The following is a 24,044-nucleotide window of genomic DNA, read 5'->3' on the forward strand; positions in this document are numbered from 1 at the left end:
CTAACAAGCACACCGCCGATTGCCAAATTTTTACGCCGAACACTAGCGACAACACGACGAGGAGAGTATGATACGTATTAACCGAGTAATTTAGTCAAGTATAGAGCGAATTATGATCCATATTTCAGATTCTGCCCAAAGCCATTTCGCGAAACTATTAGCCGATCAGGCTGAAGGCACCAATATTAGGGTTTTCGTGGTTAATCCAGGCACCTCTCAAGCTGAGTGTGGCGTGTCATATTGCCCAGCAGATGCCGTTGAACAAAGCGATATCCGCTTACCGTTTAATGGTTTTGAAGCCATCGTTGATGAAGAAAGTGCACCATTTTTAGAAGAAGCCGATATCGATTTCGTTACCGATAAAATGGGGAGTCAGTTGACGCTTAAGGCACCGAATGCCAAAGCTAAACGATTACGTGACGATGCGAGCCTAGCTGAACGCGTAGAGCACATGCTTGTGACAGAAGTAAATCCACAATTGGCCAATCATGGTGGTCAAGTTAGCCTAGTAGAAATTACCGCAGATGGTATTGCAGTACTTCAATTCGGCGGTGGTTGTAACGGCTGCTCAATGATTGATGTCACATTGAAAGAGGGCATCGAAAAAGAGATGATCGCTAAGTTTGAAGAGATCAATGGCGTACGTGACATCACAGAGCACGCGCGTGGCGAACACTCTTACTATTAATGAGCAAAACCCTCATTTATCGCTTAGGGTCTCACCCTAAGCGAAGCCTCAAATTTTTCCTTTTTGGCCTTGTTATTGTGTTACTCGCGGGTGCTTTAATCGCACTGGGTTATTATCAAGATCATCGCTTTCAAATCGCAGGTTTAGTGCTTTTACTTCCTGGTTTGTGCTGTGCCTTTTACGGTTATATTGGTATTTTTTCTAATCGCTTTTCTCAAGTGATAGAAGCCAGAGAAAAACGCCGCCAAGCCCTAAAAGATAACGACCCATTTGCTTAACGCAGCTCCATTATTCGAGTAAAGCAGCTTCTCGAGAGAGCTGATGATATTTATATGCCAAAGTCAATCCACGCAACCCCATAAAACAACTCATCGCAAGCCAGAGCGCATGATTACCGAGTGGCAATGCAATCAAAAACGGCAAGAAGAAACCGAATACCGCAGAAACTAACATGCTGTTTCGCATTTCTTTAGCACGAGTAAGCCCCACAAAGATACCGTCAAATAAAAAGCAACTCATGGCAATCAAAGGTAATAGCACCAACCAAGGTAAGTAAGTGCCTGCTAACGTTATCACTTCGGGGATATTGGTTAATAAGCTAATGATCCAGCCACCAGCTAGATAAAAAATAGCGCTGTATAAAAGCGCAAATGCGGCCCCCCAAAACAGGCTTACTTTTACCCATAATTGCAATTGCCCCAACGAGCCTTGTCCTTTTGCTCTGCCGACCTTAGCCTCCGCAGCATAAGCAATACCGTCCATCGCAAAGCTGACTAACATCAAAAAATTCAGTAAGACAGCGTTGGCCGCTAGTGTGATCTCACCAAGCCTTGCGCCATAGAAAGTCATGAAACTAAAGCAGAGTTGTAAGATCAAGGAACGAATAAAAATATCACGATTCAAGGTGAGTAAACTGATCCACTGTGCGCGCTTTGGTAGAGTGAATTTCAACGTAATACCGTGACGCTTTGCGACCAATGCGCTCAAAAACAAGGATAAGCCTAATGCCGAATAGTCTGCAATCAGTGAAGCCCAAGCTGCGCCTGCTACTCCCCACTCAAATCCGACAACAAATAAAATGTCCAAAGCTATATTCACTATGTTTGTGAACAACACCAGATAGAATGGCCCTCGCCCGTAATGCATCCCAAGCATAAAGCCCAGCAGCACAAGGTTTAACATTGCTGCAGGCGCACTAAATACACGGATTTGAAAATATAATTTTGCTTGCTCAAATACTTCACTAGAAGCATTTGAAAGCTGAGCAATAACTTGGATCAGCAGAGGAGATAACACAATCAAACTCATGGCGAAGAGCAGCGCAATGAGCATACTGGTATATAGTGAACGTGTTAGCTTGTCATGGTCTTGCTGGCCGCTTGATTGAGCGATCACTCCTGTTGTACTCATTCGCAGAAAACTTGCAAGCCAAAATAGTACCGAGATAGCGCTAGAGCCAAGCGCAATCCCAGCCAAAAAATGCGCATCCCCCATATGACCAATTACTGCCGTATCGACTAATCCTAACAGTGGCACCGTAATATTTGATAGTATCATCGGACCTGCAAGTAGTAAGAGGCTCAGATGTTGCGCTTTATGGCATTTAAGAAATTGATACAACATATTATTTTTGGTTTGGCCCTATTTTCAGCAAATAGTTGGAGTGCGGTTATCTTACAGTATCATCACGTGAGTGAGAAACTCCCAGCGGTCACCAGCGTGAGTGAAGAAACCTTTAAATCTCATCTTAACCACATTAAAGAACATGGTTTTTCGGTGATACCTTTACCACATTTGTTAGATAGCCTGAAGTCGGGTAAGTCTTTACCAGAAAAAACGTTAGCTATCACCTTTGATGATGGCTATGAAAACAATATCACTGCGGCGGCCCCGATCCTGGAATCTTTTGGCTTTCCCTATACGATTTTCGTCAACCCTCAACTTATTGACGAAAAGAAAAGCTATGTCATGACGTGGGATGAACTGAGGGCATTAGCAAAACGCGGGGCTATTATCGCAAATCATAGTGCTAAGCACGATTACCTCCATCTCAAACTAAAAAATGAAACAGTGGCACAGTGGCGTGCGCGTGTTGAGCACGATATCACATGGTCACAACAGCGAATTAAAGAAGAAATTGGCCACGATTACCCCTACCTCGCATACCCGTACGGCGAATTTAATCATGAATTACAAAAGCTAGTAGCAGAGCTTGGACTTATTGGTATTGGGCAACACTCTGGTGCGGTTGGTATTTCTTCAGATTTTACACGTATCGCTCGCTTTCCCGCATCGGGAAACTACAGCAACTTAGAAACATTAAAAACTAAGCTCGAGACCAAAGCGTTCTCTCTACAAAAATTAGAGTACCTTGATAGCGTCACGAACAATAAAACCCCAGCAATCACGTTGCATTTTAACAATAAGGATTTTCATCAGAGTCAATTTGCATGCTACGTTTCAGGTGTTGGGCAAGCTGAGCTGACGTGGCTATCAGAAACCAGCGTACGTATCCAAACCCCGAAAGCACTATCCATAGGACGGTCACGATATAACTGTACTGCACCTTCAATCAAAGACACAGGACGATATTATTGGTTTTCACAACCTTGGGTTATTGAAAAATAACAGCTTTGGGTAGGAGCAAATTAGCTCTTACCCTTACTTTTTAACCGCGCTCAGCATGGTTTCAGTCACTTTACTCAAAGGTACTAGGCTTTGCACTGCACCAAGCTCGTACGCAGCTCTAGGCATTCCCCATACCACACAGCTAAGTTCATCTTGTGCAAATGTTTTAGCACCTGCAGCTTTCAAAGCTAGCATTGCTTTTGCTCCATCACTGCCCATTCCCGTGAGCATAGCAGCACAAACATGCTTACCCATTGGCACAAGGGAGTTAAATAACACTTCAACGGAAGGTTTATGACGATTAACAGGCTCAGTATCATCTAATCGGCAGACATATCCGGTTGCTGTGTGTGCCACCTTAAGATGTTTGTCTCCCGGTGCAATGAATACATGACCTGGTAATAAAACATCTCCCTCTTCCGCTTCTTTGACTGATACCGCACAGGTGCGATCCATTCTTTGTGCGAATGAGGTACTGAAAACTGGTGGGATATGTTGGGTGATAACAACAGGAGGCGCGTGTGTTGGTAATCGCATAAGCACCTCTCTGATAGCTTCAGTTCCTCCAGTTGAGGCGCCTATGGCTAAAATAGTATTACGCGAAAATGTATAATTACGGCCAATTTCTAATTCGCTTTCCTGTTTTGGTGCTTTAAAAGCCCTCACTCGTGCACCTGCCGCTACTCTAATCTTCTTAACCAGTAAATCAGAATAGGACATTAAGGTATCAGCAACATTGCTGGTGGGCTTAGAAATAAAATCAACTGCACCTAACTCTAGTGCTTCTATCGTGGCGGGTGATCCCTCTTGGGTCAACGTAGAGATCATCACAACAGGCATAGGCCTTAAACGCATTAAGTTTTTAAGAAAATTAATGCCATTCATTTTTGGCATTTCTATATCCAAAGTTAATACGTCAGGTGAAGTAGACTTAATGAGCTCTCTAGCTTCATAAGGGTCTTCCGCGGTGCCAACAACTTTAATACCATCCGCCTGACCTAAAATTTCTTTTAACAACCCACGAATTAACGGCGAGTCGTCAACAATCAGAACTTTGATCATATTTCACACCTAAAATAGCTCAATATCCGTTTTATTGTCTTGAGCCTCAATGTCATGTAAGTAACGCACTTCACGTTGTTCAATTGTGTTATTGTGCATGGTTCGTAACTTTTTCACTTGTGCTTTGCCACTTTGAGGATGAAAGATAACTTTTCTTGGCCAAGGGCCACCTACATCCTGTGAAATTAAATTCAAACTTTCCTCTTCCACATAGGCTTGAGCAAATCTGATATTCCCTTCTCCAATATCAGTCATTGCGCTAATAATTTTTCCACCGCCAAAAAGTTTGATTTTTAAATTGCTTCTAGACGCCCCATTTTTGAGTACTTCATTTATCAGATACTCCATCGCCCAGTTGCCGTAGCGACAATTTAGGTCATCCGCATGTACTTCTCTTAGTGCCTTTGCTCCGGGTAACATAAAGTGATTCATGCCACCAATCCCCAACTTCTCGTCATATACGCAGGCGGCAATACAGGAACCTAATACAGTCGAAATCAGTTCGTCCTGCTTGGATACATAAAACTCCCCCGGAAGTACTTTTGCGACGACTTTGGCACGCCCTGAATCCCAAAAGCGTTTTACATGCTCGAAGCCTCTGAGAACAGGTCTAAACTCTCTCATTCAACTGGCCTTTTTGATAAATGGTTTTACCTAGATTTTTAAATTCTAGGTGCTCTTTCCCCATCGTTTCGGAATGCCCGATAAGTAAGTAACCATTGGGAACTAACATGTCATGATATTGCTCAAAGAGTTTGTCTTTGGTTTCTTTATCAAAATAAATTAAGACATTACGACAGAAAATAACGTCAAAGGGTCCTTTCATTGGCCATGGTTCTAGAAGATTAAGTCGTTTAAAATGGATGAAGGATTGCAATTTAGGCTTCACTTTATACATTGCTCCATCAGCACTTCTAAGAAACCATTTTTTGAGCTTATCTTCATCTAAACCCGTGACGTTATTTGCCGTATATTCTCCAAGACTCGCTTTGCCCAAGACGTTGGAATCTAGATCTGTTGCTAGCACTTTGACATCCCAACCACTTGGAAAAGCATTCGCAATGGTCATCGCGATACTATAAGGCTCTTCACCTGTAGAGCATCCAGCAGACCAGATCCGAACTCTTCTATCGTGTTTGTGCCTGGCAATAATTTCAGGAACTATTCTTTTCGTTAAGAACTCGAAGTGATGATTTTCTCGAAAGAAAGAAGTTAAGTTAGTTGTTATTGCATTAATAAAATGGCTAAACTCAACATCTTGATTTTCTTCCAAAAAAGATAAATACGCCTCAAATGATTTTAGCCCGTTGGCTCTTATGCGCCTTGCCAACCTTGAGTAAACCATTTCCCTTTTATGCGGCCCGAGTACTATGCCGCATGTGTCATAGACCCGAGCCGAAATTTCGGAAAAATCCTTATCGGTCAACAGAAACTCTCGCATCGTCGTATTCCTTCAGCCAACCCCACTAAGGAATTGGTCTATTACCAAACCCTAAAACTCTTCCCACTCTTCCGAGTCATCAGCAAACTGATTACTTCTCGTGTTTTGCTGCGGTGGCTTATTGGAGTTCATTGTCCGTTTTGGTAATTGCTTTTCTGGCGCTTTATAGTTCTTCGGTGACTCAGATATTTCTAAGCTACGGTGTGAAGATTCATCAAGAGTGAAGAAGTTTAATAATCTTCTCATATCATTTGCTTGCTCAGCCATCGACTCCCCTGCGGCTGACGCTTCTTCAACTAAGGCAGCATTTTGCTGCGTCATTTCATCCATTTGTGACACTGCTTTATTAACCTGCTCAATACCTGAACTCTGCTCAATCGACGCTTCAGCAATGTCAGAAATCATGTTTGTCACCCGCTTAACAGACTCAACTATTTCTTTTAGTGTTTCACCTGACTCATTAACCAGTAACGTACCATCTTCAACCTTACTTACACTGTCTCTGATCAGGTCCTTAATTTCTTTAGCTGCTGCGGCAGAGCGCTGAGCTAGATTACGAACTTCACCGGCAACCACAGCAAATCCTCTACCTTGCTCTCCAGCCCGAGCAGCTTCAACGGCTGCATTTAATGCCAATAGGTTTGTCTGGAAAGCAATTTCATCAATAACACCTATAATGTCAGCAATTTTCTTACTTGAATCATTAATTTCAGACATGCTTTCAACTGCGCGTGTGACTACTTCACCGCCTTTGGTCGCCTTGTCACAAGTATCTTCAGCCAACTCATTAGCTACTTTCGCGTTATCTGCATTTTGTCTAACTGTGCTCGTCATTTCTTCCATGCTAGAAGCAGTTTCTTCTAGCGAGGAAGCTTGCTCCTCGGTCCGCTGACTCAAATCTGCGTTTCCTTGAGATATTTCATCTGCACCACTGGCAACTAGATTTGCAGATGTACGTATGCGACCAAGCATTTCGGTTAACTTTTCAGCAGTGGTGTTTGCGTCTTTTTTAAGCTTTTCATAAGCCCCGCGATAATCGCCTTCAATACGCCTAGTCAAATTACCAGTCGCCAATGCGTCTAACATATCCCCCATATCTGTAACAGTCTCATCGACAGTAGACACTAAACTATTTAACCCTTTGGTTAGTCTTAAATAGAAGCCATCTTTCCCATCTTCTGATAAACGAACACTAAGGTTACCAGCGTTAGCCGACTGAACGAGGCCATTCACCTCTTTCTCAATCGTAACTTCTTTGGTTCTATCTTCCCATTCGACAACGGTGCCCACGCGTTCATTATTGCCATCAAATATCGGGTTGGCGACTAGACCAAAGGTTCTTCCGCCGACAACGATTTCCGTTTTATACTCAGTTTCGAGCCGAGAAAGCATACTGCGTTGATGACTTGGGTTGCGGTGGAATACATCAATATTCGCCCCCATAAGATGGTTACTGTCAAAATTAGGCAGGTCACGCCTTAGATCGCTCTCAGCATTTCTCATCATATCTTTCACTGCGCGATTCAAGTAAACGATCTCAAACTGCTCATTTGCTATCATCGTATTCGTTGAAACGTTGTCTAATGCTCTTCGGACGCGTAAGTTTTCAGCTGCGGCAGTTTTCTCTTCTTCTTCACGAACTAAACGCTCTGTTTTGTCGTCCCACTCTACAACGGTACCAATCCGCTTTTTCTCTTCATCAAACACCGGGGTCGCAATTAAACCAAAGGTGAAGCCAGCAACTTTGATATCTGTACTGTATACATCACTCAGTTTCTCAAGCAGATTTCTTTGATGGCTAGGGTTCGCATGAAACACATCAATACATTGCCCTACAAGCGTATCCACATCAAAGTTCGGTAATGATTTTCTAAGCTGCGTTTGATTGTCTCTCAACATTCGCACAACCGAATCATTAACATAAATAATATTCAATCCTTCGTCCGCTAGCATTACGTTTGCCTGACAAACGTCCAGCGCGCTCGATATACGAGCATTGTGACTCGCCAAGTCCGCCTGCTTTTTCTCTAGCGCTAATTCTCTTGTAAGGTCTTTCCACTCAACTAAAGTCGCGATCCTTTGCCCTTCATCATCGAAAACAGGCGTGGCAATAAGATCAAAGGTCAAACCTGCCACTTTGATTTGTGTGACATATGGACGGGTCAAATTAGCTAGGATGCCTCTCTGATGGCTGGGGTTTTTATGAAATGTATCAATGTTTGCACCAATCAAACTATCCACATTAAAGCCAGGCAATTCTTGCTGTAACTTAGCCTGATTTTTACGCAGCATACTGGTTACGGAATCGTTCAAATACACAATATTGAGAGAAGCATCTGCAAGCATAACATTGGCCTGACAGACCTTTAAAGCTAGCAACAAACTATGGCTATGATCTTGACTATCTACTGCGTCACCATTTAATAAATTAGCAACCGCTTTGTATAAGGATGATTGACGTGACGCATTACTTGCATCGAGTAAGCTAGCATCTTTACTCTCTATCGCGGGAACAATTTCCTCAACATCTTGTAACTTAGAAAGCAGAATATTTGCGCTCTGCTTAAGTAGTAAAATTGCCAGCACCACACTGACAGCTGCTATAACCATCGCCACATAGGCTTGTGTAGACATATTAATATTCAACATTTGAACACTAATTGCCAAGCCCACAAATATTATGGCACCCGCAATCAGAACCCTACTGTTGAGTTGACTTGCTAATGCTTGATCGCTCATGTTATCCCCCGACAACCAATTGCTCATTCTGCTTGACTTCAAGATCTAATATCTTCTTCAAATTTAAAAGTACGACCATTTTTTCACCAACATTTACAAGTCCTTGTACAAATTGACTATTTTCCGAGTCTTGAAAATCTGGAACATCCTTCGCTGTTTCTTCGTTGATGCTGTATACGTCAGAAACAGCATCAACAACTAACCCCATAATTTTTGTTGCCTCTTTTATTACAACGGAGACAACGATAACCACAGTTAGAGCTCCATATTCGATTTGCGGTAAGCCGAATCGAATCCTTAAATCTATGATTGGTACTATCGTGCCACGTAAATTAATCGCACCGTTCACATACTTAGGAGCATTTGGAATTGCAGTGACTTCTTCCCACCCTCTGATTTCCTGTACGGCCAGAATATCCATGCCATACTCTTCGCCCGCCATCATAAAGGTGAGAAATTGTGTATCGTCATCTCTGTCTGCAAGCATGACTTGTTCATTAATCGAGGCTTTTTCAGTGATCATGACACCACCTCATCTAACTCTTGTTCTACTAATAATTCTTGAGTTCCTGGACGCTTTAAGCCACTTAGCTTGATAAGACCACTAATATCAACAATTAAAGAGACTCTGCCATCACCTAAAATTGTCGCCCCTGAGATCCCATTTACTTTCTGATAATTCGCTTCGAGACTTTTAATAACGACCTGTTGTTGCGCCAGCAAATCATCAACCAACAACCCCACTTTGTGATTATCACTCTCAACAACCACTAACAGTGTTTTATCCAACTCTTCTATTGCACCACCATGATTAAATAATTGATATAGCCTTAGTATTGGTATGTATTCATCTCGTAACCGTAGCACCTCTAAGCCATTACCTACTTTGCTCACTTTTTTAATATCTATTTGTAAAGACTCAACAATAGAAATAAGTGGAATGATGTAGGTATGCTTTGCAACTTTAACCAGTTGACCATCAAGAATGGCCAGCGTTAATGGCAATCTAATTGTAAACGTTGAGCCAACCCCTTTTGCTGAAGTTACTTCAACGCTGCCGTTTAATGCTTGAATATTTCTTCGAACAACGTCCATACCCACGCCGCGACCAGAGATATCACTCACTTCATCGGCTGTTGAAAACCCAGGCCTAAAAATAAGTTCATTAACCTCTTCAATAGTCAGCTCATCAGTTGCTTGAATTAGGCCATTGGCAATTGCTTTACTTTTTATTTTTTCGGTATTCAAGCCTCTGCCATCATCCATGATTTCAATCACAATATTTCCACCTTGGTGGAAAGCATTCAGTGTCACCGTACCCACAGGATCTTTTCCGGCTTTTATTCTGTCTTCCGGTGTTTCTAAGCCGTGATCCAAAGAGTTTCTTACTAAATGAACCATAGGATCGGAAATTTTTTCCATCACGGTTTTATCTAATTCTGTTTGCTCTCCTAGCAGTTTTAGCTCAACCTGTTTGTTCAACTTCTGTGATGTGTCTCTTACTAAACGAGGAAATCGGCTGAAGACAAAACTAATAGGTAACATCCTGATCCGCATTACATTTTCTTGTAAATCTCGCGTATTATGGGCTAATTGAGCGAGGCCTTCTTGCATCGCAGCAAGCGTATTTTCGGTCGGTTCTTGCTCGCCTAATTGAGTCAACATAGCTTGGGTAATAACCAACTCCCCTACCATATTGATAAGCGAATCAACTTTATCAATCCCAACACGGATCGAAGTCGATTCTGCTGATTTCTTGCTAGCCTCAGGCTTAGCCTTTGTCGCTGTCGCTGAGGATGTTTTTGGTACATCAATATTTTGAGTGTCGTTGCTCGACGCTTCTTTCTTCTCACTCTCTGGTTCTGGCGTTGTGGAGACACTCACATCATCTTCAAATAAACCACCACATAAGGTAATAGAAATTTCAGCATCATCCTCAACCCACTCAAATACTTCTTTAATCGCCGACTCTGGATGACTGGTTGTTAAGTATAACCGCCAACTGAGGTAGCAATCCTCTGGATTGAAGTCATCAATTTCAGGTATTGCATCACAAAACGCATGAGTTTCTAAATCCCCCAATTCTGATAGCTCACTTAACATATAGAGCGGTTCGTTACCGGTTTTAAACAAGTGGGGGAGCGGTTTAAAGTCTATTTGATAGGTTTGAGATTCTTGCCCTTGAGGTATGCTATCGGCAGTATCTGAGCTAACACTCTCTTTACCACCTAAAATCTCTTCAAATTTAACTTTCAACTCATTCGCATTGGAAAGATCTGGCTCTTCTTCGGCTTGTAATGCGGTTAGTAAGGCCCTTAAACAATCAACGGATTGGAGCAGCAAATTGACATGTTCAGCGGTCAACTGTCGACGCCCATCCCTGATTTGATCGAGTAAGGTTTCCAACACATGCGTGAAGTTAGCGACAGAAGTAAAACCAAATGTTCCACTGCCACCTTTGATGCTGTGTGCTGCGCGAAATATAGTATTGATCGTTTCTGAGTCTTCATGGCCTGGCTGTAAATTCAGCAGCTCAGCTTCCATTATGTCTAGGCCTTCAAAGCTTTCTTCAAAAAAGACATCAAAAAATTGGCTTAAATCAATACTCATATCGACGCCTCTCTGTATCTATCTTATGACTTTTTTCAATACCGCTAGTAGTTGTTCAGGGTTGAATGGCTTCACTATCCAACCAGTTGCTCCCGCCGCTTTACCTTCTGTTTTTTTATCTAACCCCGACTCGGTGGTCAGCATTAGTAAAGGGGTGAACTTATAGTTGGGTAGGCTACGCAGCTCTTTAATAAGTGTGATCCCATCCATTACAGGCATGTTTACATCAGAGATCACGGCATCGAACCCTTGTTGCTTGGCAATAGATAGCGCTTCACTGCCATCTTTGGCTTCCGTAACATCAAAACCTGCTTTTTTCAAAGTAAAGCCAACCATTTGGCGCATTGACGCCGAATCATCCACAGCTAAAATCTTTTTCATATTCACCTCTTAATTTTCAATACTATGGAATAAATAATGGGTTAATCCCAACTCATTGACAGCCTGCGCTAAAGCGTCACTTTCACCATGCCATACAATTTTATGTTCTAACGAGAGCAAGTGTTTCTGTACGGCACAGAGCAGTTGTATAGATGCTGTATCGGCTCTTTGCACTTCACTAATATCAATCGTGATGTCTGATGTTTCCATAGAGTCTTGGAAAATCTGATGGTACAGGCTTTCCACATGGTTAATCGCCATTTCAGGTGGAAGTTTCAACATGAGCTGAAGACTATCCTTGTAAAAATGAGTAATAAAATTAGCTTAGACCGTGATGGTAAAAATGCCACAAAGATTGATTAAAAATCCGCAAATAATTAAAGCGTTAGAGGTAAGATAGTGCAGCGACACTAGGGTCGACCAGTGTCGCTATAAGACTAATTGATGATCTTCTCAAGGTCAGCAAGAAGTAGTTTGTCATCGATTGTAGGGACAGCTCCCACTGTATGTGTAGGTTTGAAAATAGCCTCAAGCTGACCTTTTGGGTTAATTAATGCTACAGACGCACTATGATCAACATAATACTCTTCTGTCTGTTCCTGATTTATTGCGTATATTAAACCGAGATCTCTCACAAACGGAAATAAAGCAGAATGCTCGGCAGATACCGCTTTAAAATCAGGATCAAAGTGCTTGATGTAGGCCAAACGCTTTTCTTCAGTATCTCGGTTGGGATCGACCGATACAAACCATACTTGTAAGTCACCTTTATTTTTTACAGATTGATATACGTGAGTTAATTTCAACAGCGTCATAGGACACACGTCGGGACAACTCGTGTAACCCAAAAATAGCAAATTCCATTTATCGGTAAAGTCTTGGTTTGAGACTATCGCACCGTGTTGATCCCTTAATTCAAACGCTTTAACGTCCTTAGGCTTTGGGTACCAAACCACTTTTTCCGACACATCTGGTGCAGGCCCACAACCAAACAAAGTTAACATAGAGATAATTAACAGAAATTTTTTCATATAAATGCTTTATCCACAAAAAGTGCAATGAACACTATCAAAAGATGCCAGATAGAGAAATAAAATACCCTCATAGCATACTCTAAACTATTTGTTCTCATAAGCTTTGTCGCTTTGTAAATAAAAGCGACATTTGCCATACCAGAGACCAACAAGTAGATCCAACCAGACATTCCCACTAGGTAAGGGAGCAAACAGACTAAAGTCAAAATGATGGTATAAAATAGCACACAGAGTTTTGTAAATTCGTTTCCATGCGTTACTGGTAACATGGGGACTTCGGCTTTTTCGTAGTCTCGTTTACGAGCAATAGCTAATGCCCAAAAGTGGGGAGGTGTCCAAGCAAAAATGATCATTACTAACAACCAAGGCTCTGCACCAAGCTGACCAGTCTCACTGACCCAACCTAACAGGGGTGGCATCGCTCCTGCTAACCCCCCAATTACTATGTTTTGAGGTGTTGCGCGTTTTAACAATAACGTATAAATCACGGCATAGCCGAATAGCGCGGCTAAGGTAAGTAGCGCACATAACTGATTGGCGAAAATAGTTAATAGAGCATACCCAGAAATTGCGAGGCCTATCGCAAAGATTAAAGCTGATGATACAGAAACAGAGTCTGTCGCTAACGGTCGGTTTCGTGTTCGCGCCATCTTTTTATCTATTTCTCTATCCACGATATGATTTACAGCTGCTGCACTACTCGAAAGCAAACCAATGCCAAACAAACTCATTAATTGTGCCAATAATGTTTTATCACTTTGTGGTGCTAACATCATCCCGACCCAAGCGGTAATAACCAACATACATACTACTTTGAACTTACACATGCCAAAGTAGGCTTTGAATAAAGTAGTTGCTTTTTGAAGCTCTGAAAAACTAGTTAATTGAAGCATGTTTTACTCCTACTTTTTGCGCCAAGCTGATAAAGAAACACAATTTCACCATTGCTAATAACACCATTGCTGCCATGAAGTTATGGAATAAGGTCAACAACAGAGGAAATTGGAAGTGTACGATTGCCCCCCCCACCAAAACTTGTATAGAAACTAAAGCTAAAACGACAAGCGCTGAATGTCGGAGTAAGTGGTTTTGACCAGCTCTAAGGAGTGGCCAACATGCAGCAAGTAGCGTTAAAACGGTAACAACTGCCCAAACCCGATGGATAAAGTGAATAGATACTCTAGATTCAAACGGTAACACTCCAAACTCGTAGGTCGCTGAAGCTTCAGGAAGCGTAAATAAGCTCTGCCAAGAGAAAAGCTGAAGGTTGTCACATAGTGGCAGCCCTGTACAATGTGGAGCAGCATAATTGGCTGCAAGCCATCCACCTAGCGCAATTTGTATAATCAACACACCAAGAGCCACATAACATAAACGACAGGTAAGGCTAGTTACACTAGCAGTAATAGTGGTGTATTTCAGCCTTAAAACCAATAACACCAGCAATGCAAGAATACTAAACCCACCTAGTAAATGACCCATCACAATGACTGGCTGTAAATTCATCGTCACGGTCCACATCCCAAGTGCCCCTTGAAATAACACAAGCAATAGCAGTAAGTAGTAGTGACGATTAGGGCTTTTTGTTTTTTGCTTCTTGAACAGCCTTATGCATGCAAGTGCCAAAATAAGTAACCCGAGGAAACTGGCAAAATAGCGATGGATCATTTCAATCCATGCTTTTTCTGCTTCTATTTCTAAATGTGGAAAACTGTCTTTAGCCGCAGATAGTTCATGAGTCTCATTTGGTACTGTTAAAAAGCCGTAACACCCAGGCCAATCTGGACATCCAAGTCCCGCATCACTTAAACGTGTGAAGGCGCCAAGTGTCACTACCGTTATTGCGACGAAACAGGCAAATATTGCGATTTTTATTCTTACCTTGGACATATTTACCTCCTAACTTGAACGAGAGTAGTTCAATAATTTCTTCAGATCACTCAGTAGCCCTTTTTGTACATTTCGCATTTCTTCTAAGCTTGCTACTGGTGCATACTTGAGTACAAATAACCCTGTTTTATCAACCAAATAGAGATAATTTTCGTCTAACTGGTTGAGGTATATCGGCAAAGAAGTAGCGTACTCAATACCTTTTTCATTTCGCTCTTGTAATACCACAAGCGATACTTTCTGCTGGTTTTTCCCCAGCGCTAAATACAAATTAGGTAAGCTATCTAGTAGTAAAGAACATTGCTTATTACACTGTTTTGGTCGCTGGTAAACGATACTCCACTCAGTATCTAAAACCAGCTCTGATTGGCGAACCTCCTGACTTAAAAATTCACCGTGATTAGTCGTGCTATGTGGTATCCAGCCAACCTTCAGGGCAACAAATGCCAACAGTAAGGGGAATACGAACAGCCCTATAAACCATGCCGCACTTTTAGACATTTTTATTCTCCTTTTTTGAAAGTTTCCAGCCAATTACTACCGCAGCCAAGGCAATAAGCAACCACTGTAAAGCATAAGCTTCATGTTTTTGCGGTGACATTACTACCGGTTGATAATGGGGCTCAGTCCCGGCAAATCTGTTTTTAGTCATGTAGGCAATTAGAGGTAAAAGAGGTTTACCTGACTCCGCAGATAAGTAATCAACATCAATATATTGGATCACAGATTGTTTTGTTGCCTCCTCTGCCGCAGACTTAGCTAAGGTGAACCGCTTACTAGCACTAGATTTGATATAGACAGGTAGAGAAACGGTACCACTTGGAAGAGAAAAAACGGTAGGCACGCGACTAGCTTGCTGTGGCACAAAACCCAAATTCACAGCTAGATACTCATCAGTTCCGGAAATTTTTATAATGCCAATTACATCAAAACCGACTCGGCCTTTTACGACTTGATTATCTAAATACCAAACCGCATCGCCTACAAAATTCCCTGTAATCGACACTTCAGCATTAACATATTGCGTTAGCTGCTGGGATGTTACTTGCTGCTCATTAGCTACACCTAGCGATTTTTCAATCTCAACTTTATGCTGCAACACATGTTTTTGCTGTGCTCTTTGCCACTGCCAATAAGAGAGCGAGCCACATAAAAGAACAACTATTAATGCTGCTAATATGGGGGGTTTTGATCTACCTTTAAAAAGTGCACCTAAATCCATCGGACACCCCTTATGATTAAAATTATTATTGTTGTACTGCTACTACTCGTTTTTCTAAATCTATTTAGAGCTATGCTAGTCATGCTCAAGTCAGAGCAACAAGAGTCGATGGCGAGGCTATTGCAACAAAGAGTTTATGCATCAATAGCTGTCGTACTTCTAATCTGTCTTGCTGCTCAATTTGGCTTTATAAAACTACACTCTTCACCCGTTGTTACAACACATAAACAAATACAAACAGGCACAACCAAACAACATCAACAAAATGCCAATACCAAGCCCCAGCTTGAAAAGCAAAGTGGTTCTTAGCGGTAAAGTGGCCCTTCAACACCCTGATCCATATAACGAAAAGAATAATCGCGCCAAGAGTGACATGAAAGCCATGAAATCCTGTCAGTAAAAAGAATGTATTACCGTAAACCCCCGACTGGAGAGTTAACCCCAGATCTTGGTAAGCGTGAATATACTCTTCCACTTGCAAGGTTAAGAATGCGACGCCAAGTAGTACTGTTAATCCCAAGAACGCCTTTACTTTCGCCCGTTGCTCTTTTTCTAAAGCTACATGAGCAAAGCTAAGGGTTACTGATGATGCTAATAGAATAATCGTATTGATCAGTGGAAGTCCCTGCCAACCCATAGCTTGAGTGACAGTTCCATCTGGAGTTGTGAGCAATGGCCATACAGCTTCAAATTGAGGCCATAAAACCTCATTGGTACTGGCATTATTACTTGCACCGCCTAACCACGGCACAGCTATCATTCGTGCATAGAAAAGTGCACCAAAAAAAGCAGCAAAAAACATAACCTCGGAAAAGATAAACCATCCCATTCCTTGCTTGAACGAACGATCCATTTGGGCAGAATATAACCCATTTTGAGATTCTTGGATCACATTCCTGAACCAACCAAAAATCATATAGATCAGCACAGCAATACCCACGAGCAGTAGCATTACTCCACTATTACTGGTTGATTTAAGTTGAATAATCGTTAAGCCAGCGCCAACAGCGATAAAGAAAAGTGCAAAAGCCCCGACGATTGGCCATGGACTTTGCTCAGGCACGTAATATTTTTCTTGTTCATGGTTCATATTTGAACTCCTCTCGAGCAACTAGCATATTCAGTCCATCACTGTCTTGTTTGCTAACTCGCTCTGTAATATCAAACAACGTATATGAAAGCGTGAGTTCCTCAACATCACTTGGTAGCTCCGTATCTACATAAAACCTCAAGACAAACTCAACTTCTTCTTTGCCTTTCATTGATTGCTGATCAAAACAAAAGCAGGCCATTTTGTGTAAATACTTTGCAGCTTTCCCCGGGGACACTGAAGGGATCGCTTGCAACACACGCTCACTATCACTCAAGTTTTTTGCAATAAATTTGACATCGGTTAGCTTACCGGGTTGAACACTAACCGAATGCTCGACTGCATCGACCTTAAATGGCGCCTGGCTTTGACTATGCGTTGTGAAGCTCACATCTACTTGTCGACTTTGTGCAATTGACTCGCTCTGCTTTGCGATTTCCATGGATGGCTTACCATTTAGGCCTGTGACATCACAAAAAACGTCATATAGAGGAACCAGTGCAAAGGCAAAAGCAAACATACCTAGCGTCAACAAAATAAGCTTCTTAAGCAGGCGGCCATGTTGCATTACTTAATCTCCGGTGGCGTTGAAAAGGTATGATAAGGAGCCGGAGATGGTACTTGCCACTCTAATCCCTCTGCCCCATCCCATACTTTCCCAGAGGCCTGCTCTCCACCTTTTATACATTTATAAACCACTGCAACAAACAACAGTTGAGAAAGACCGAATGCAAACCCTCCGATACTAATGATCGCGTTGAAATCAGCGAACTGTAGAGCATAATCAGGGATCCGCCTTGGCATGCCAGCAAGACCAACAAAGTGCATTGGGAAGAACAATACGTTCACACTAACCAAGGAGAGCCAAAAGTGAAATTTAGCCAATTTGATATCAAACATGTGCCCCGTCCACTTTGGTAACCAATAATATGCGGCGGCCATTATTGAGAACACAGCTCCCGTAACTAACACGTAATGGAAATGCGCGACAACGAAGTAGGTATCGTGATATTGGAAATCGGCGGGAGTAATCGCTAACATCAAACCGGAAAATCCACCAATTGTGAAAAGTACGATGAATGCAATAGCAAAAAGCATAGGCACCTCAAAACTAATAGCACCTCGCCACATTGTAGCTACCCAATTAAAAACCTTAACGCCAGTAGGCACTGAAATGAGCATAGTTGCATACATAAAAAACAACTCACCAGCTAAAGGCATACCCGTTGTAAACATATGATGAGCCCAAACGACGAACGACAGCAGTGCAATTGAAGCGGTTGCATAAACCATTGATGCATAGCCAAACAGTTTCTTTCTTGAAAATGTCGGTACTATCGTAGAGATTATGCCGAAGGCAGGTAATATCATGATGTACACTTCAGGATGGCCAAAAAACCAGAATATATGCTGGAACATAACAGGATCACCACCACCTGCTGCATCAAAAAAGCTCGTTCCAAAGAACTTGTCGGTCAGCACCATAGTTACGGCGCCAGCAAGTACCGGCATAACTGCAATCAGAAGAAATGCAGTTATCAACCAGGTCCAGACAAATAAAGGCAACTTCATCCATGTCATACCTGGAGCTCTAAGATTGACGATGGTCACGATAACGTTGATAGCACCCATAATAGAGCTAATGCCCATTATATGAACAGCAAAAACAAAAAATGCAGTATTGTCATTGCTGTACGTTGTAGATAGTGGCGCATAAAAAGTCCAACCAAAAGCAGGCCCGCCGCCTTCCAAAAATAATGACATCAGTAAAATTGCAAATGCAAAGGGTAGTATCCAAAAACTCCAGTTATTCATTCTCGGTAACGCCATATCAGGAGCACCAATCATCATTGGGATCATCCAGTTGGCAAGACCTGTAAATGCGGGCATTACTGCGCCAAATACCATTATTAGTCCATGCACGGTCGTCATTTGATTAAAAAAATGCGGATCTACAAGCTGTAACCCAGGTTGGAAAAGCTCGGCTCGGATCACCATCGCCATAGCACCGCCAATTAAAAACATGGTTAGTGAGAACAATAAATACAGTGTTCCAATGTCTTTATGATTGGTGGTAAACAGCCAGCGCTTTAAGCCTTTGGGAGCTGTATGGTGTGAATGTTCGTCTACGATGGCACTCATTACTTACCCTCCTCTAGTGCATCTATCTCACGCTGTATTTGGCTTGGCTGAATAACATCGCCAGTGTCATTACCCCAGCTATTTCTTTTATAGGTGATCACCCCCGCGATCTGCTTAATTGTTAATTGCTTTGCGAAAGATTGCATCGCAGTTCCTGGGCGACCTAAAAGTAGAATATCTATATGAGCTTTAATATCTCCAGTGACGACTTTACTTCCTTTCATTGCAGGGAAGACTCCTGGTAGCCCAAGCCCAGTTGGTTGATGGCAAGCTGCGCAATAAGCCATGTAAGTTTGTTCCCCAACCTCCATTAACTCTTCTTTCGAAAGAGTTTGTTGCGCAACTGCCTGTGACTCCGCCTCTGCTTTTGCTTTTTCAGCTTTAGCATCGTTAAGCCAACTATCAAATTTATCAGGACTTACGGCCTCGACGACGATTGGCATAAAGCCATGATCTTTGCCACATAATTCAGCACATTGGCCTCTATAAATTCCCTCATCGTTTACCTTTGCCCATGCCTCATTTATAAATCCCGGATTGGCATCCTTCTTCACCGCAAAATCAGGCACCCACCAAGAATGGATGACATCATCCGAGGTCATCAAAAAGCGGACTTTCCTATCTGTAGGAATAACTAAATGCTTATCAACTTCAAGCAGGTAATTTTCATTTTTTTCTTTAAGATCACTAATTTCATCTTTCGAAGTAGAGAGCAAAGAATAGAACTCAACATCATGCCCCATATACTCATAGTGCCATTTCCACTGAGAGCCTGTGACCTTAATGGTCAGATCAGCTTTACTCGTGTCTTCCATAGCAATAAGCGTTTTTGTGGCTGGTATTGCCATACCAATGAGTATCAGGAAGGGAATTGCAGTCCAAAGTATTTCCACTTTGGTGCTTTCATGAAATTGCGCTGCAACAACGCCTTTTGACTTTCTGTGTTTTATAAGCGCCCAAAACATAATCCCAAATACAATCACTCCAATGACACAACATATTAGAAATATGGTCATGTGAAGCTCATACACTTGATGACTAATGTCTGTAACACCTTGCCTCATATTGTAAGCGCTGTTAGCAAGTGAGGGCATGGCGATTAGCACCGCGATGAATGCTACAACTAATCGACAAATTTTCATTTGACGTCTCCTTCAAGACAACTCGTGGTTGTCTCTTGTTATTATTGGATGACTGTCATATTGTCTATTTGTACATAGACTTACTGCACGACTATTAACCAATTAGTCAAAAAACAAACAAATTGCAAGATTTTCGAGAAGACCGACTTTAGAATCAAAACTGGGGACTATAGGGAGTAAAACGAAGAATGATGAAAAATAGTGTATAAAGATCAGAAAACTAAAAATATTACTAAATGATTAAAGTCACTATAATTATCTAACTTTCACACAGTTAGAAAAGTTAATTATTACTTTCTAAACAAAATATAGTTAAAGCAAGCGCAACTTTATATTTAACGCTACGCTCGCTCTCATAAACTACATCCAGTCTGCACTTCGGATAACACCGACAGCTAACCCTTCAATGGAGAAATTTTGATGTTCTAGATCTACTTCAATCGCTTTAAATTCTTCATTCTCAGCATGTAAAAAAACTTTCTTTCCTTTCTTTTCAAGGCGTTTAACAGTCACATCTTCTTCTACACGAGCAACTATCACTTGCCCATTTTCTGCCACTTGAGTTCTGTGAACAGCCAATAGGTCACCATCTATAATACCAATATCCTTCATGCTCATACCATTAACTCTCAAAAGGTAATCAGCATTAGGTTTAAAAAAACTAGCATCTACATTACAGTGGCTTTCTACATGTTGCTCTGCCAAAATAGGCTCACCAGCAGCAACACGACCAATAATAGGCAAACCAAGTTGTTCTGATTCATCCTCTACAAGTCGAATCCCTCGGCTTGCGCCTGGGACCATTTCGATAACTCCCTTTTTCGCAAGCGCTTTCAGGTGCTCTTCCGCTGCATTTGCACTCTTAAAACCCAAAGCATCAGCTATTTCAGCACGAGTTGGAGGCATGCCTGTATCTTTTATGAATACTTTTATTAATTCAAAGATTTGTTCTTGTCGTTTTGTTAGAGGACGCATTAACTGGTATTCCATACAGTGGTTTATTTACTGTAAGTATATACAGCTCAAAAAAAATCGCAAATGTTTCTTTCTTCGCCATATTTTAAGTGTATTTATTGATAGCATTAATTAGATCAGCATTAAACAAGAATCGAAGTCTGTGCTTCAGAGCATAACCTACGACTCTACGAAATAAGGATTATTAAGATTTAGGGCTGATAAATCACCTCCTACCATTTTGCACTGTGCTGATACTGTGGTGGGAGCGCATTTACTTAGGTTTAGAAAACCTGGCGAGGCTTTTTATATATCAAATTTCTATACCTCAAATAGCAAAAAACCCGTCGCTTGCTACAACGGGTTTTGATGTACATGGGTGTTCCACATTATTTTTGAGCCGAAACTTTCATTGCAAGCCATCGGCGGGTGAACCACCTCCCACCATGTTACACTGTGCCTATACTGTGGTAGGAGCGAGTTTACCTCGCGAGGTTTTTTCGGAATTTCATTGCAACCCCTCGGCGGGTAAACCGCCTCCCAGCATGTTGCACTGTGCCTATACTGTGGTAGGAGCGAGTTTACCTCGCGAGGTTTTTTCGGAATTTCATTGCAACCCCTCGGCGGGTAAACCGCCTCTTAGCATGTTGCACTGTGCTGATACTGTGGTGGGAGCGAGTTCACCTCGCGATGTGTTGATTGGCTTGTGAGGCTTTCTATATCCCGAAATTATAACCCCCAAACAACAAAAAACCCGTTGCATCTCTGCAACGGGTTTTGATGTACATGGATGTTCGAATGTCGATGAAGTTCATGGATGAACGCTTTTCATCAACCTCTTATTTGGCCCTGGCTCGCTACGAAGTAGGATGTTCTCATTTTTTAAATAGAGAGTCACATGGGTGATCCACACTATCATTGACCGGGGCCGACCCTTCGGCTGTTTTGTTTCACTTCTGAGTTTGGGTGACGAGAAACCGAAGCACCGCTTCGCAGTTCGAGGAAGTGAGCACAAGGACGCGCGAAGGGGAGATGCTACATGGAAGTACTTTACCCCAAGCAGAAAAAAACCCGTCGCATTACTGCAACGGGTTTTTCTTATAAGGCCCTGACGATGTTCTACTTTCACATGGGAAGCCCACACTATCATCGACGCTGTTTTGTTTCACTTCTGAGTTCGGCATGGGGTCAGGTGGGTCCAAAACGCTATGGTCATCAGGAAATTCTGTTCATTAATGAAGTATCCTTCATTAATATAAATCCGGAAAAAGCTATTAAATTCTTTGTCTACTTTAGTCTATTAACTTCTGTCGCTTATAAACCACTTTGGCGTTGTATGGTTAAGCCTCACGGGTAATTAGTACGAGTTAGCTTAATGCCTCACAGCACTTCCACATCTCGCCTATCAACGTTGTAGTCTTCAACGGCCCTTCAGTTGACTCTAAGTCAAAGTGAGAACTCATCTCGAGGCCTGCTTCCCGCTTAGATGCTTTCAGCGGTTATCAGTTCCGAACGTAGCTACCGGGCAATGCAATTGGCATCACAACCCGAACACCAGCGGTTCGTCCACTCCGGTCCTCTCGTACTAGGAGCAGCCCCTCTCAATTCTCAAACGCCCACGGCAGATAGGGACCGAACTGTCTCACGACGTTCTAAACCCAGCTCGCGTACCACTTTAAATGGCGAACAGCCATACCCTTGGGACCGACTTCAGCCCCAGGATGTGATGAGCCGACATCGAGGTGCCAAACACCGCCGTCGATATGAACTCTTGGGCGGTATCAGCCTGTTATCCCCGGAGTACCTTTTATCCGTTGAGCGATGGCCCTTCCATTCAGAACCACCGGATCACTATGACCTACTTTCGTACCTGCTCGACGTGTCTGTCTCGCAGTTAAGCTTGCTTCTACCATTACACTAACCGTACGATGTCCGACCGTACTTAGCAAACCTTCGTGCTCCTCCGTTACTCTTTGGGAGGAGACCGCCCCAGTCAAACTACCCACCAGGCACTGTCCTCAACCCCGATTCAGGGGCCTAAGTTAGAACATCAACACTACAAGGGTGGTATTTCAAGGTCGGCTCCACAGAAACTAGCGTTCCTGCTTCAAAGCCTCCCACCTATCCTACACATGTAGGGTCAATGTTCAGTGCCAAGCTGTAGTAAAGGTTCACGGGGTCTTTCCGTCTAGCCGCGGGTACACAGCATCTTCACTGCGATTTCAATTTCACTGAGTCTCGGGTGGAGACAGCGTGGCCATGGTTACACCATTCGTGCAGGTCGGAACTTACCCGACAAGGAATTTCGCTACCTTAGGACCGTTATAGTTACGGCCGCCGTTTACCGGGGCTTCGATCAAGAGCTTCGCCTAAGCTAACCCCATCAATTAACCTTCCGGCACCGGGCAGGTGTCACACCGTATACGTCATCTTACGATTTTGCACAGTGCTGTGTTTTTAATAAACAGTCCCAGCCACCTGGTCACTGCGGCTCTCGTTTGCTTACAGAGCAAGTCCTTAACAAACAAGAGCGTACCTTCTCCCGAAGTTACGGTACAATTTTGCCTAGTTCCTTCACCCGAGTTCTCTCAAGCGCCTTAGTATTCTCTACCTGACCACCTGTGTCGGTTTAGGGTACGATTCAGTATGAACTGAAGCTTAGAGGCTTTTCCTGGAAGTAGGGCATCAACAACTTCACCACCTTAGTGGCTCGTCTCGACTCTCAGCCTTGGCAACCCGGATTTTCCTAAGTCACCAGCCTACAGCCTTTCACATGGACAACCAACGCCATGCTTGCCTAGCCTGCTCCGTCCCCCCATCGCATTCATACCGAGTACGGGAATATTAACCCGTTTCCCATCGACTACGCTCTTCAGCCTCGCCTTAGGGGTCGACTCACCCTACCCTGATTAACATGGGATAGGAACCCTTGGTCTTCCGGCGGAGGAGTTTTTCACTCCTCTTGTCGTTACTCATGTCAGCATTCGCACTTCTGATATGTCCAGCATGCCTCCCGGCACA

General features: G+C 42.7%; 23 protein-coding genes and 2 rRNA genes (1 of these 25 cut by a window edge). 4 read left to right on the forward strand and 21 right to left on the reverse strand.

Annotation, left to right across the window (positions count from 1 at the left end):
- The first annotated feature begins 112 nt into the window (after positions 1–112).
- Positions 113–688, forward strand: coding sequence for a Fe-S biogenesis protein NfuA (gene nfuA, locus PNC201_RS16640; protein ID WP_010378467.1), 576 nt, complete (start codon positions 113–115; stop codon positions 686–688).
- On the forward strand, positions 688–966 hold the full coding sequence (locus PNC201_RS16645; RefSeq protein WP_102057664.1) for a hypothetical protein: 279 nt from the start codon (positions 688–690) through the stop codon (positions 964–966). Before nfuA ends, PNC201_RS16645 begins: the two co-directional genes overlap by 1 nt.
- 10 nt (positions 967–976) lie before the next feature.
- Here the strand turns inward: PNC201_RS16645 and PNC201_RS16650 are convergent, their stop codons facing one another.
- Complete coding sequence (locus PNC201_RS16650) at positions 977–2,245, reverse strand: MATE family efflux transporter (RefSeq protein ID WP_010604356.1); 1,269 nt, start codon at positions 2,243–2,245, stop codon at positions 977–979.
- 27 nt (positions 2,246–2,272) lie between these two features.
- Between PNC201_RS16650 and PNC201_RS16655 the strand changes: the two genes are divergently transcribed.
- Positions 2,273–3,316 (forward strand): polysaccharide deacetylase family protein, encoded by a 1,044-nt coding sequence (locus PNC201_RS16655; protein ID WP_102057665.1) that lies wholly within the window; start codon positions 2,273–2,275, stop codon positions 3,314–3,316.
- Positions 3,317–3,349: 33 nt separating this feature from the next.
- On the opposite strand, the gene PNC201_RS16660 is transcribed toward PNC201_RS16655, so the two are convergent.
- The 13 genes from PNC201_RS16660 to PNC201_RS16720 form a co-directional block, all read right to left on the reverse strand.
- Positions 3,350–4,378 carry a protein-glutamate methylesterase/protein-glutamine glutaminase gene (locus PNC201_RS16660; protein ID WP_039490870.1) on the reverse strand — a complete coding sequence of 343 codons (1,029 nt, stop codon included), beginning with the start codon at positions 4,376–4,378 and terminating at the stop codon, positions 3,350–3,352.
- 9 nt (positions 4,379–4,387) lie between these two features.
- Positions 4,388–5,002, reverse strand: a complete 615-nt coding sequence (gene cheD / locus PNC201_RS16665; protein WP_010378457.1) for a chemoreceptor glutamine deamidase CheD — start codon at positions 5,000–5,002, stop codon at positions 4,388–4,390.
- Positions 4,989–5,819 carry a CheR family methyltransferase gene (locus PNC201_RS16670; protein ID WP_095728126.1) on the reverse strand — a complete coding sequence of 277 codons (831 nt, stop codon included), beginning with the start codon at positions 5,817–5,819 and terminating at the stop codon, positions 4,989–4,991. The genes cheD and PNC201_RS16670 overlap by 14 nt, the downstream gene beginning before the upstream one ends.
- Before the next feature lie 51 nt (positions 5,820–5,870).
- Positions 5,871–8,558, reverse strand: coding sequence for a methyl-accepting chemotaxis protein (locus PNC201_RS16675; RefSeq protein WP_102057666.1), 2,688 nt, complete (start codon positions 8,556–8,558; stop codon positions 5,871–5,873).
- Position 8,559: 1 nt separating this feature from the next.
- Positions 8,560–9,081 (reverse strand): chemotaxis protein CheW, encoded by a 522-nt coding sequence (locus PNC201_RS16680; RefSeq protein WP_010604350.1) that lies wholly within the window; start codon positions 9,079–9,081, stop codon positions 8,560–8,562.
- A complete protein-coding gene (locus PNC201_RS16685) occupies positions 9,078–11,168 on the reverse strand; it encodes a chemotaxis protein CheA (RefSeq protein WP_010604349.1) in 2,091 nt (696 codons plus the stop codon). Before PNC201_RS16685 ends, PNC201_RS16680 begins: the two co-directional genes overlap by 4 nt.
- Before the next feature lie 18 nt (positions 11,169–11,186).
- A complete protein-coding gene (locus PNC201_RS16690) occupies positions 11,187–11,549 on the reverse strand; it encodes a response regulator (RefSeq protein WP_010378447.1) in 363 nt (120 codons plus the stop codon).
- A 9-nt stretch (positions 11,550–11,558) separates the two neighbouring features.
- Positions 11,559–11,831, reverse strand: coding sequence for an STAS domain-containing protein (locus PNC201_RS16695; RefSeq protein ID WP_010604348.1), 273 nt, complete (start codon positions 11,829–11,831; stop codon positions 11,559–11,561).
- A 155-nt stretch (positions 11,832–11,986) separates the two neighbouring features.
- Complete coding sequence (locus tag PNC201_RS16700) at positions 11,987–12,580, reverse strand: SCO family protein (protein ID WP_010604347.1); 594 nt, start codon at positions 12,578–12,580, stop codon at positions 11,987–11,989.
- Entirely contained in the window at positions 12,577–13,476 is a 900-nt protein-coding gene (cyoE, locus tag PNC201_RS16705) for a heme o synthase (RefSeq protein ID WP_029215745.1), read from the reverse strand. Before cyoE ends, PNC201_RS16700 begins: the two co-directional genes overlap by 4 nt.
- Positions 13,460–14,473, reverse strand: coding sequence for a COX15/CtaA family protein (locus PNC201_RS16710; protein WP_102057667.1), 1,014 nt, complete (start codon positions 14,471–14,473; stop codon positions 13,460–13,462). Before PNC201_RS16710 ends, cyoE begins: the two co-directional genes overlap by 17 nt.
- Before the next feature lie 9 nt (positions 14,474–14,482).
- Complete coding sequence (locus tag PNC201_RS16715) at positions 14,483–14,974, reverse strand: transmembrane cytochrome oxidase associated protein (protein WP_102057668.1); 492 nt, start codon at positions 14,972–14,974, stop codon at positions 14,483–14,485.
- Complete coding sequence (locus PNC201_RS16720) at positions 14,967–15,695, reverse strand: SURF1 family protein (RefSeq protein WP_102057669.1); 729 nt, start codon at positions 15,693–15,695, stop codon at positions 14,967–14,969. The genes PNC201_RS16715 and PNC201_RS16720 overlap by 8 nt, the downstream gene beginning before the upstream one ends.
- A 72-nt stretch (positions 15,696–15,767) precedes the next feature.
- On the opposite strand from PNC201_RS16720, the gene PNC201_RS23735 reads away from it, so the two are divergent.
- Positions 15,768–16,004 carry a DUF2909 domain-containing protein gene (locus PNC201_RS23735; RefSeq protein WP_442793316.1) on the forward strand — a complete coding sequence of 79 codons (237 nt, stop codon included), beginning with the start codon at positions 15,768–15,770 and terminating at the stop codon, positions 16,002–16,004.
- Here PNC201_RS23735 and PNC201_RS16730 read toward each other — a convergent pair.
- The 7 genes from PNC201_RS16730 to PNC201_RS16760 form a co-directional block, all read right to left on the reverse strand.
- Positions 15,910–16,785 carry a cytochrome c oxidase subunit 3 gene (locus tag PNC201_RS16730; protein ID WP_102057670.1) on the reverse strand — a complete coding sequence of 292 codons (876 nt, stop codon included), beginning with the start codon at positions 16,783–16,785 and terminating at the stop codon, positions 15,910–15,912. The two genes, PNC201_RS23735 and PNC201_RS16730, sit on opposite strands and share 95 nt — an antisense overlap.
- Complete coding sequence (locus tag PNC201_RS16735; RefSeq protein ID WP_102057671.1) at positions 16,775–17,353, reverse strand: cytochrome c oxidase assembly protein; 579 nt, start codon at positions 17,351–17,353, stop codon at positions 16,775–16,777. The genes PNC201_RS16730 and PNC201_RS16735 overlap by 11 nt, the downstream gene beginning before the upstream one ends.
- A complete protein-coding gene (ctaD, locus tag PNC201_RS16740; RefSeq protein WP_102057672.1) occupies positions 17,353–18,927 on the reverse strand; it encodes a cytochrome c oxidase subunit I in 1,575 nt (524 codons plus the stop codon). Before ctaD ends, PNC201_RS16735 begins: the two co-directional genes overlap by 1 nt.
- Positions 18,927–20,069: a cytochrome c oxidase subunit II gene (coxB, locus tag PNC201_RS16745; protein ID WP_010604340.1), complete on the reverse strand. Its 1,143-nt coding sequence runs from the start codon at positions 20,067–20,069 to the stop codon at positions 18,927–18,929. The genes ctaD and coxB overlap by 1 nt, the downstream gene beginning before the upstream one ends.
- 360 nt (positions 20,070–20,429) lie before the next feature.
- Entirely contained in the window at positions 20,430–21,044 is a 615-nt protein-coding gene (gene lexA, locus PNC201_RS16750) for a transcriptional repressor LexA (RefSeq protein ID WP_102057673.1), read from the reverse strand.
- Between the two features lie 1,085 nt (positions 21,045–22,129).
- Positions 22,130–22,243 (reverse strand): 5S ribosomal RNA (gene rrf, locus PNC201_RS16755).
- A gap of 116 nt (positions 22,244–22,359) precedes the next feature.
- Positions 22,360–24,044: ribosomal RNA gene (locus tag PNC201_RS16760) — 23S ribosomal RNA — on the reverse strand; it runs 1,294 nt beyond the window's last position.

Source organism: Pseudoalteromonas sp. NC201, from assembly GCF_002850255.1.
Lineage (GTDB): Bacteria > Pseudomonadota > Gammaproteobacteria > Enterobacterales > Alteromonadaceae > Pseudoalteromonas.

Coding starts and splice junctions, on each gene's coding strand:
- nfuA (WP_010378467.1), top strand. CDS start 113: ATGATCCATATTTCAGATTCTGCCCAAAGCCATTTCGCGAAACTATTA.
- PNC201_RS16645 (WP_102057664.1), top strand. CDS start 688: ATGAGCAAAACCCTCATTTATCGCTTAGGGTCTCACCCTAAGCGAAGC.
- PNC201_RS16650 (WP_010604356.1), bottom strand. CDS start 2,245: ATGATACTATCAAATATTACGGTGCCACTGTTAGGATTAGTCGATACG.
- PNC201_RS16655 (WP_102057665.1), top strand. CDS start 2,273: ATGTTGCGCTTTATGGCATTTAAGAAATTGATACAACATATTATTTTT.
- PNC201_RS16660 (WP_039490870.1), bottom strand. CDS start 4,378: ATGATCAAAGTTCTGATTGTTGACGACTCGCCGTTAATTCGTGGGTTG.
- cheD (WP_010378457.1), bottom strand. CDS start 5,002: ATGAGAGAGTTTAGACCTGTTCTCAGAGGCTTCGAGCATGTAAAACGC.
- PNC201_RS16670 (WP_095728126.1), bottom strand. CDS start 5,819: ATGCGAGAGTTTCTGTTGACCGATAAGGATTTTTCCGAAATTTCGGCT.
- PNC201_RS16675 (WP_102057666.1), bottom strand. CDS start 8,558: ATGAGCGATCAAGCATTAGCAAGTCAACTCAACAGTAGGGTTCTGATT.
- PNC201_RS16680 (WP_010604350.1), bottom strand. CDS start 9,081: ATGATCACTGAAAAAGCCTCGATTAATGAACAAGTCATGCTTGCAGAC.
- PNC201_RS16685 (WP_010604349.1), bottom strand. CDS start 11,168: ATGAGTATTGATTTAAGCCAATTTTTTGATGTCTTTTTTGAAGAAAGC.
- PNC201_RS16690 (WP_010378447.1), bottom strand. CDS start 11,549: ATGAAAAAGATTTTAGCTGTGGATGATTCGGCGTCAATGCGCCAAATG.
- PNC201_RS16695 (WP_010604348.1), bottom strand. CDS start 11,831: ATGTTGAAACTTCCACCTGAAATGGCGATTAACCATGTGGAAAGCCTG.
- PNC201_RS16700 (WP_010604347.1), bottom strand. CDS start 12,580: ATGAAAAAATTTCTGTTAATTATCTCTATGTTAACTTTGTTTGGTTGT.
- cyoE (WP_029215745.1), bottom strand. CDS start 13,476: ATGCTTCAATTAACTAGTTTTTCAGAGCTTCAAAAAGCAACTACTTTA.
- PNC201_RS16710 (WP_102057667.1), bottom strand. CDS start 14,473: ATGTCCAAGGTAAGAATAAAAATCGCAATATTTGCCTGTTTCGTCGCA.
- PNC201_RS16715 (WP_102057668.1), bottom strand. CDS start 14,974: ATGTCTAAAAGTGCGGCATGGTTTATAGGGCTGTTCGTATTCCCCTTA.
- PNC201_RS16720 (WP_102057669.1), bottom strand. CDS start 15,695: ATGGATTTAGGTGCACTTTTTAAAGGTAGATCAAAACCCCCCATATTA.
- PNC201_RS23735 (WP_442793316.1), top strand. CDS start 15,768: ATGCTAGTCATGCTCAAGTCAGAGCAACAAGAGTCGATGGCGAGGCTA.
- PNC201_RS16730 (WP_102057670.1), bottom strand. CDS start 16,785: ATGAACCATGAACAAGAAAAATATTACGTGCCTGAGCAAAGTCCATGG.
- PNC201_RS16735 (WP_102057671.1), bottom strand. CDS start 17,353: ATGCAACATGGCCGCCTGCTTAAGAAGCTTATTTTGTTGACGCTAGGT.
- ctaD (WP_102057672.1), bottom strand. CDS start 18,927: ATGAGTGCCATCGTAGACGAACATTCACACCATACAGCTCCCAAAGGC.
- coxB (WP_010604340.1), bottom strand. CDS start 20,069: ATGAAAATTTGTCGATTAGTTGTAGCATTCATCGCGGTGCTAATCGCC.
- lexA (WP_102057673.1), bottom strand. CDS start 21,044: ATGCGTCCTCTAACAAAACGACAAGAACAAATCTTTGAATTAATAAAA.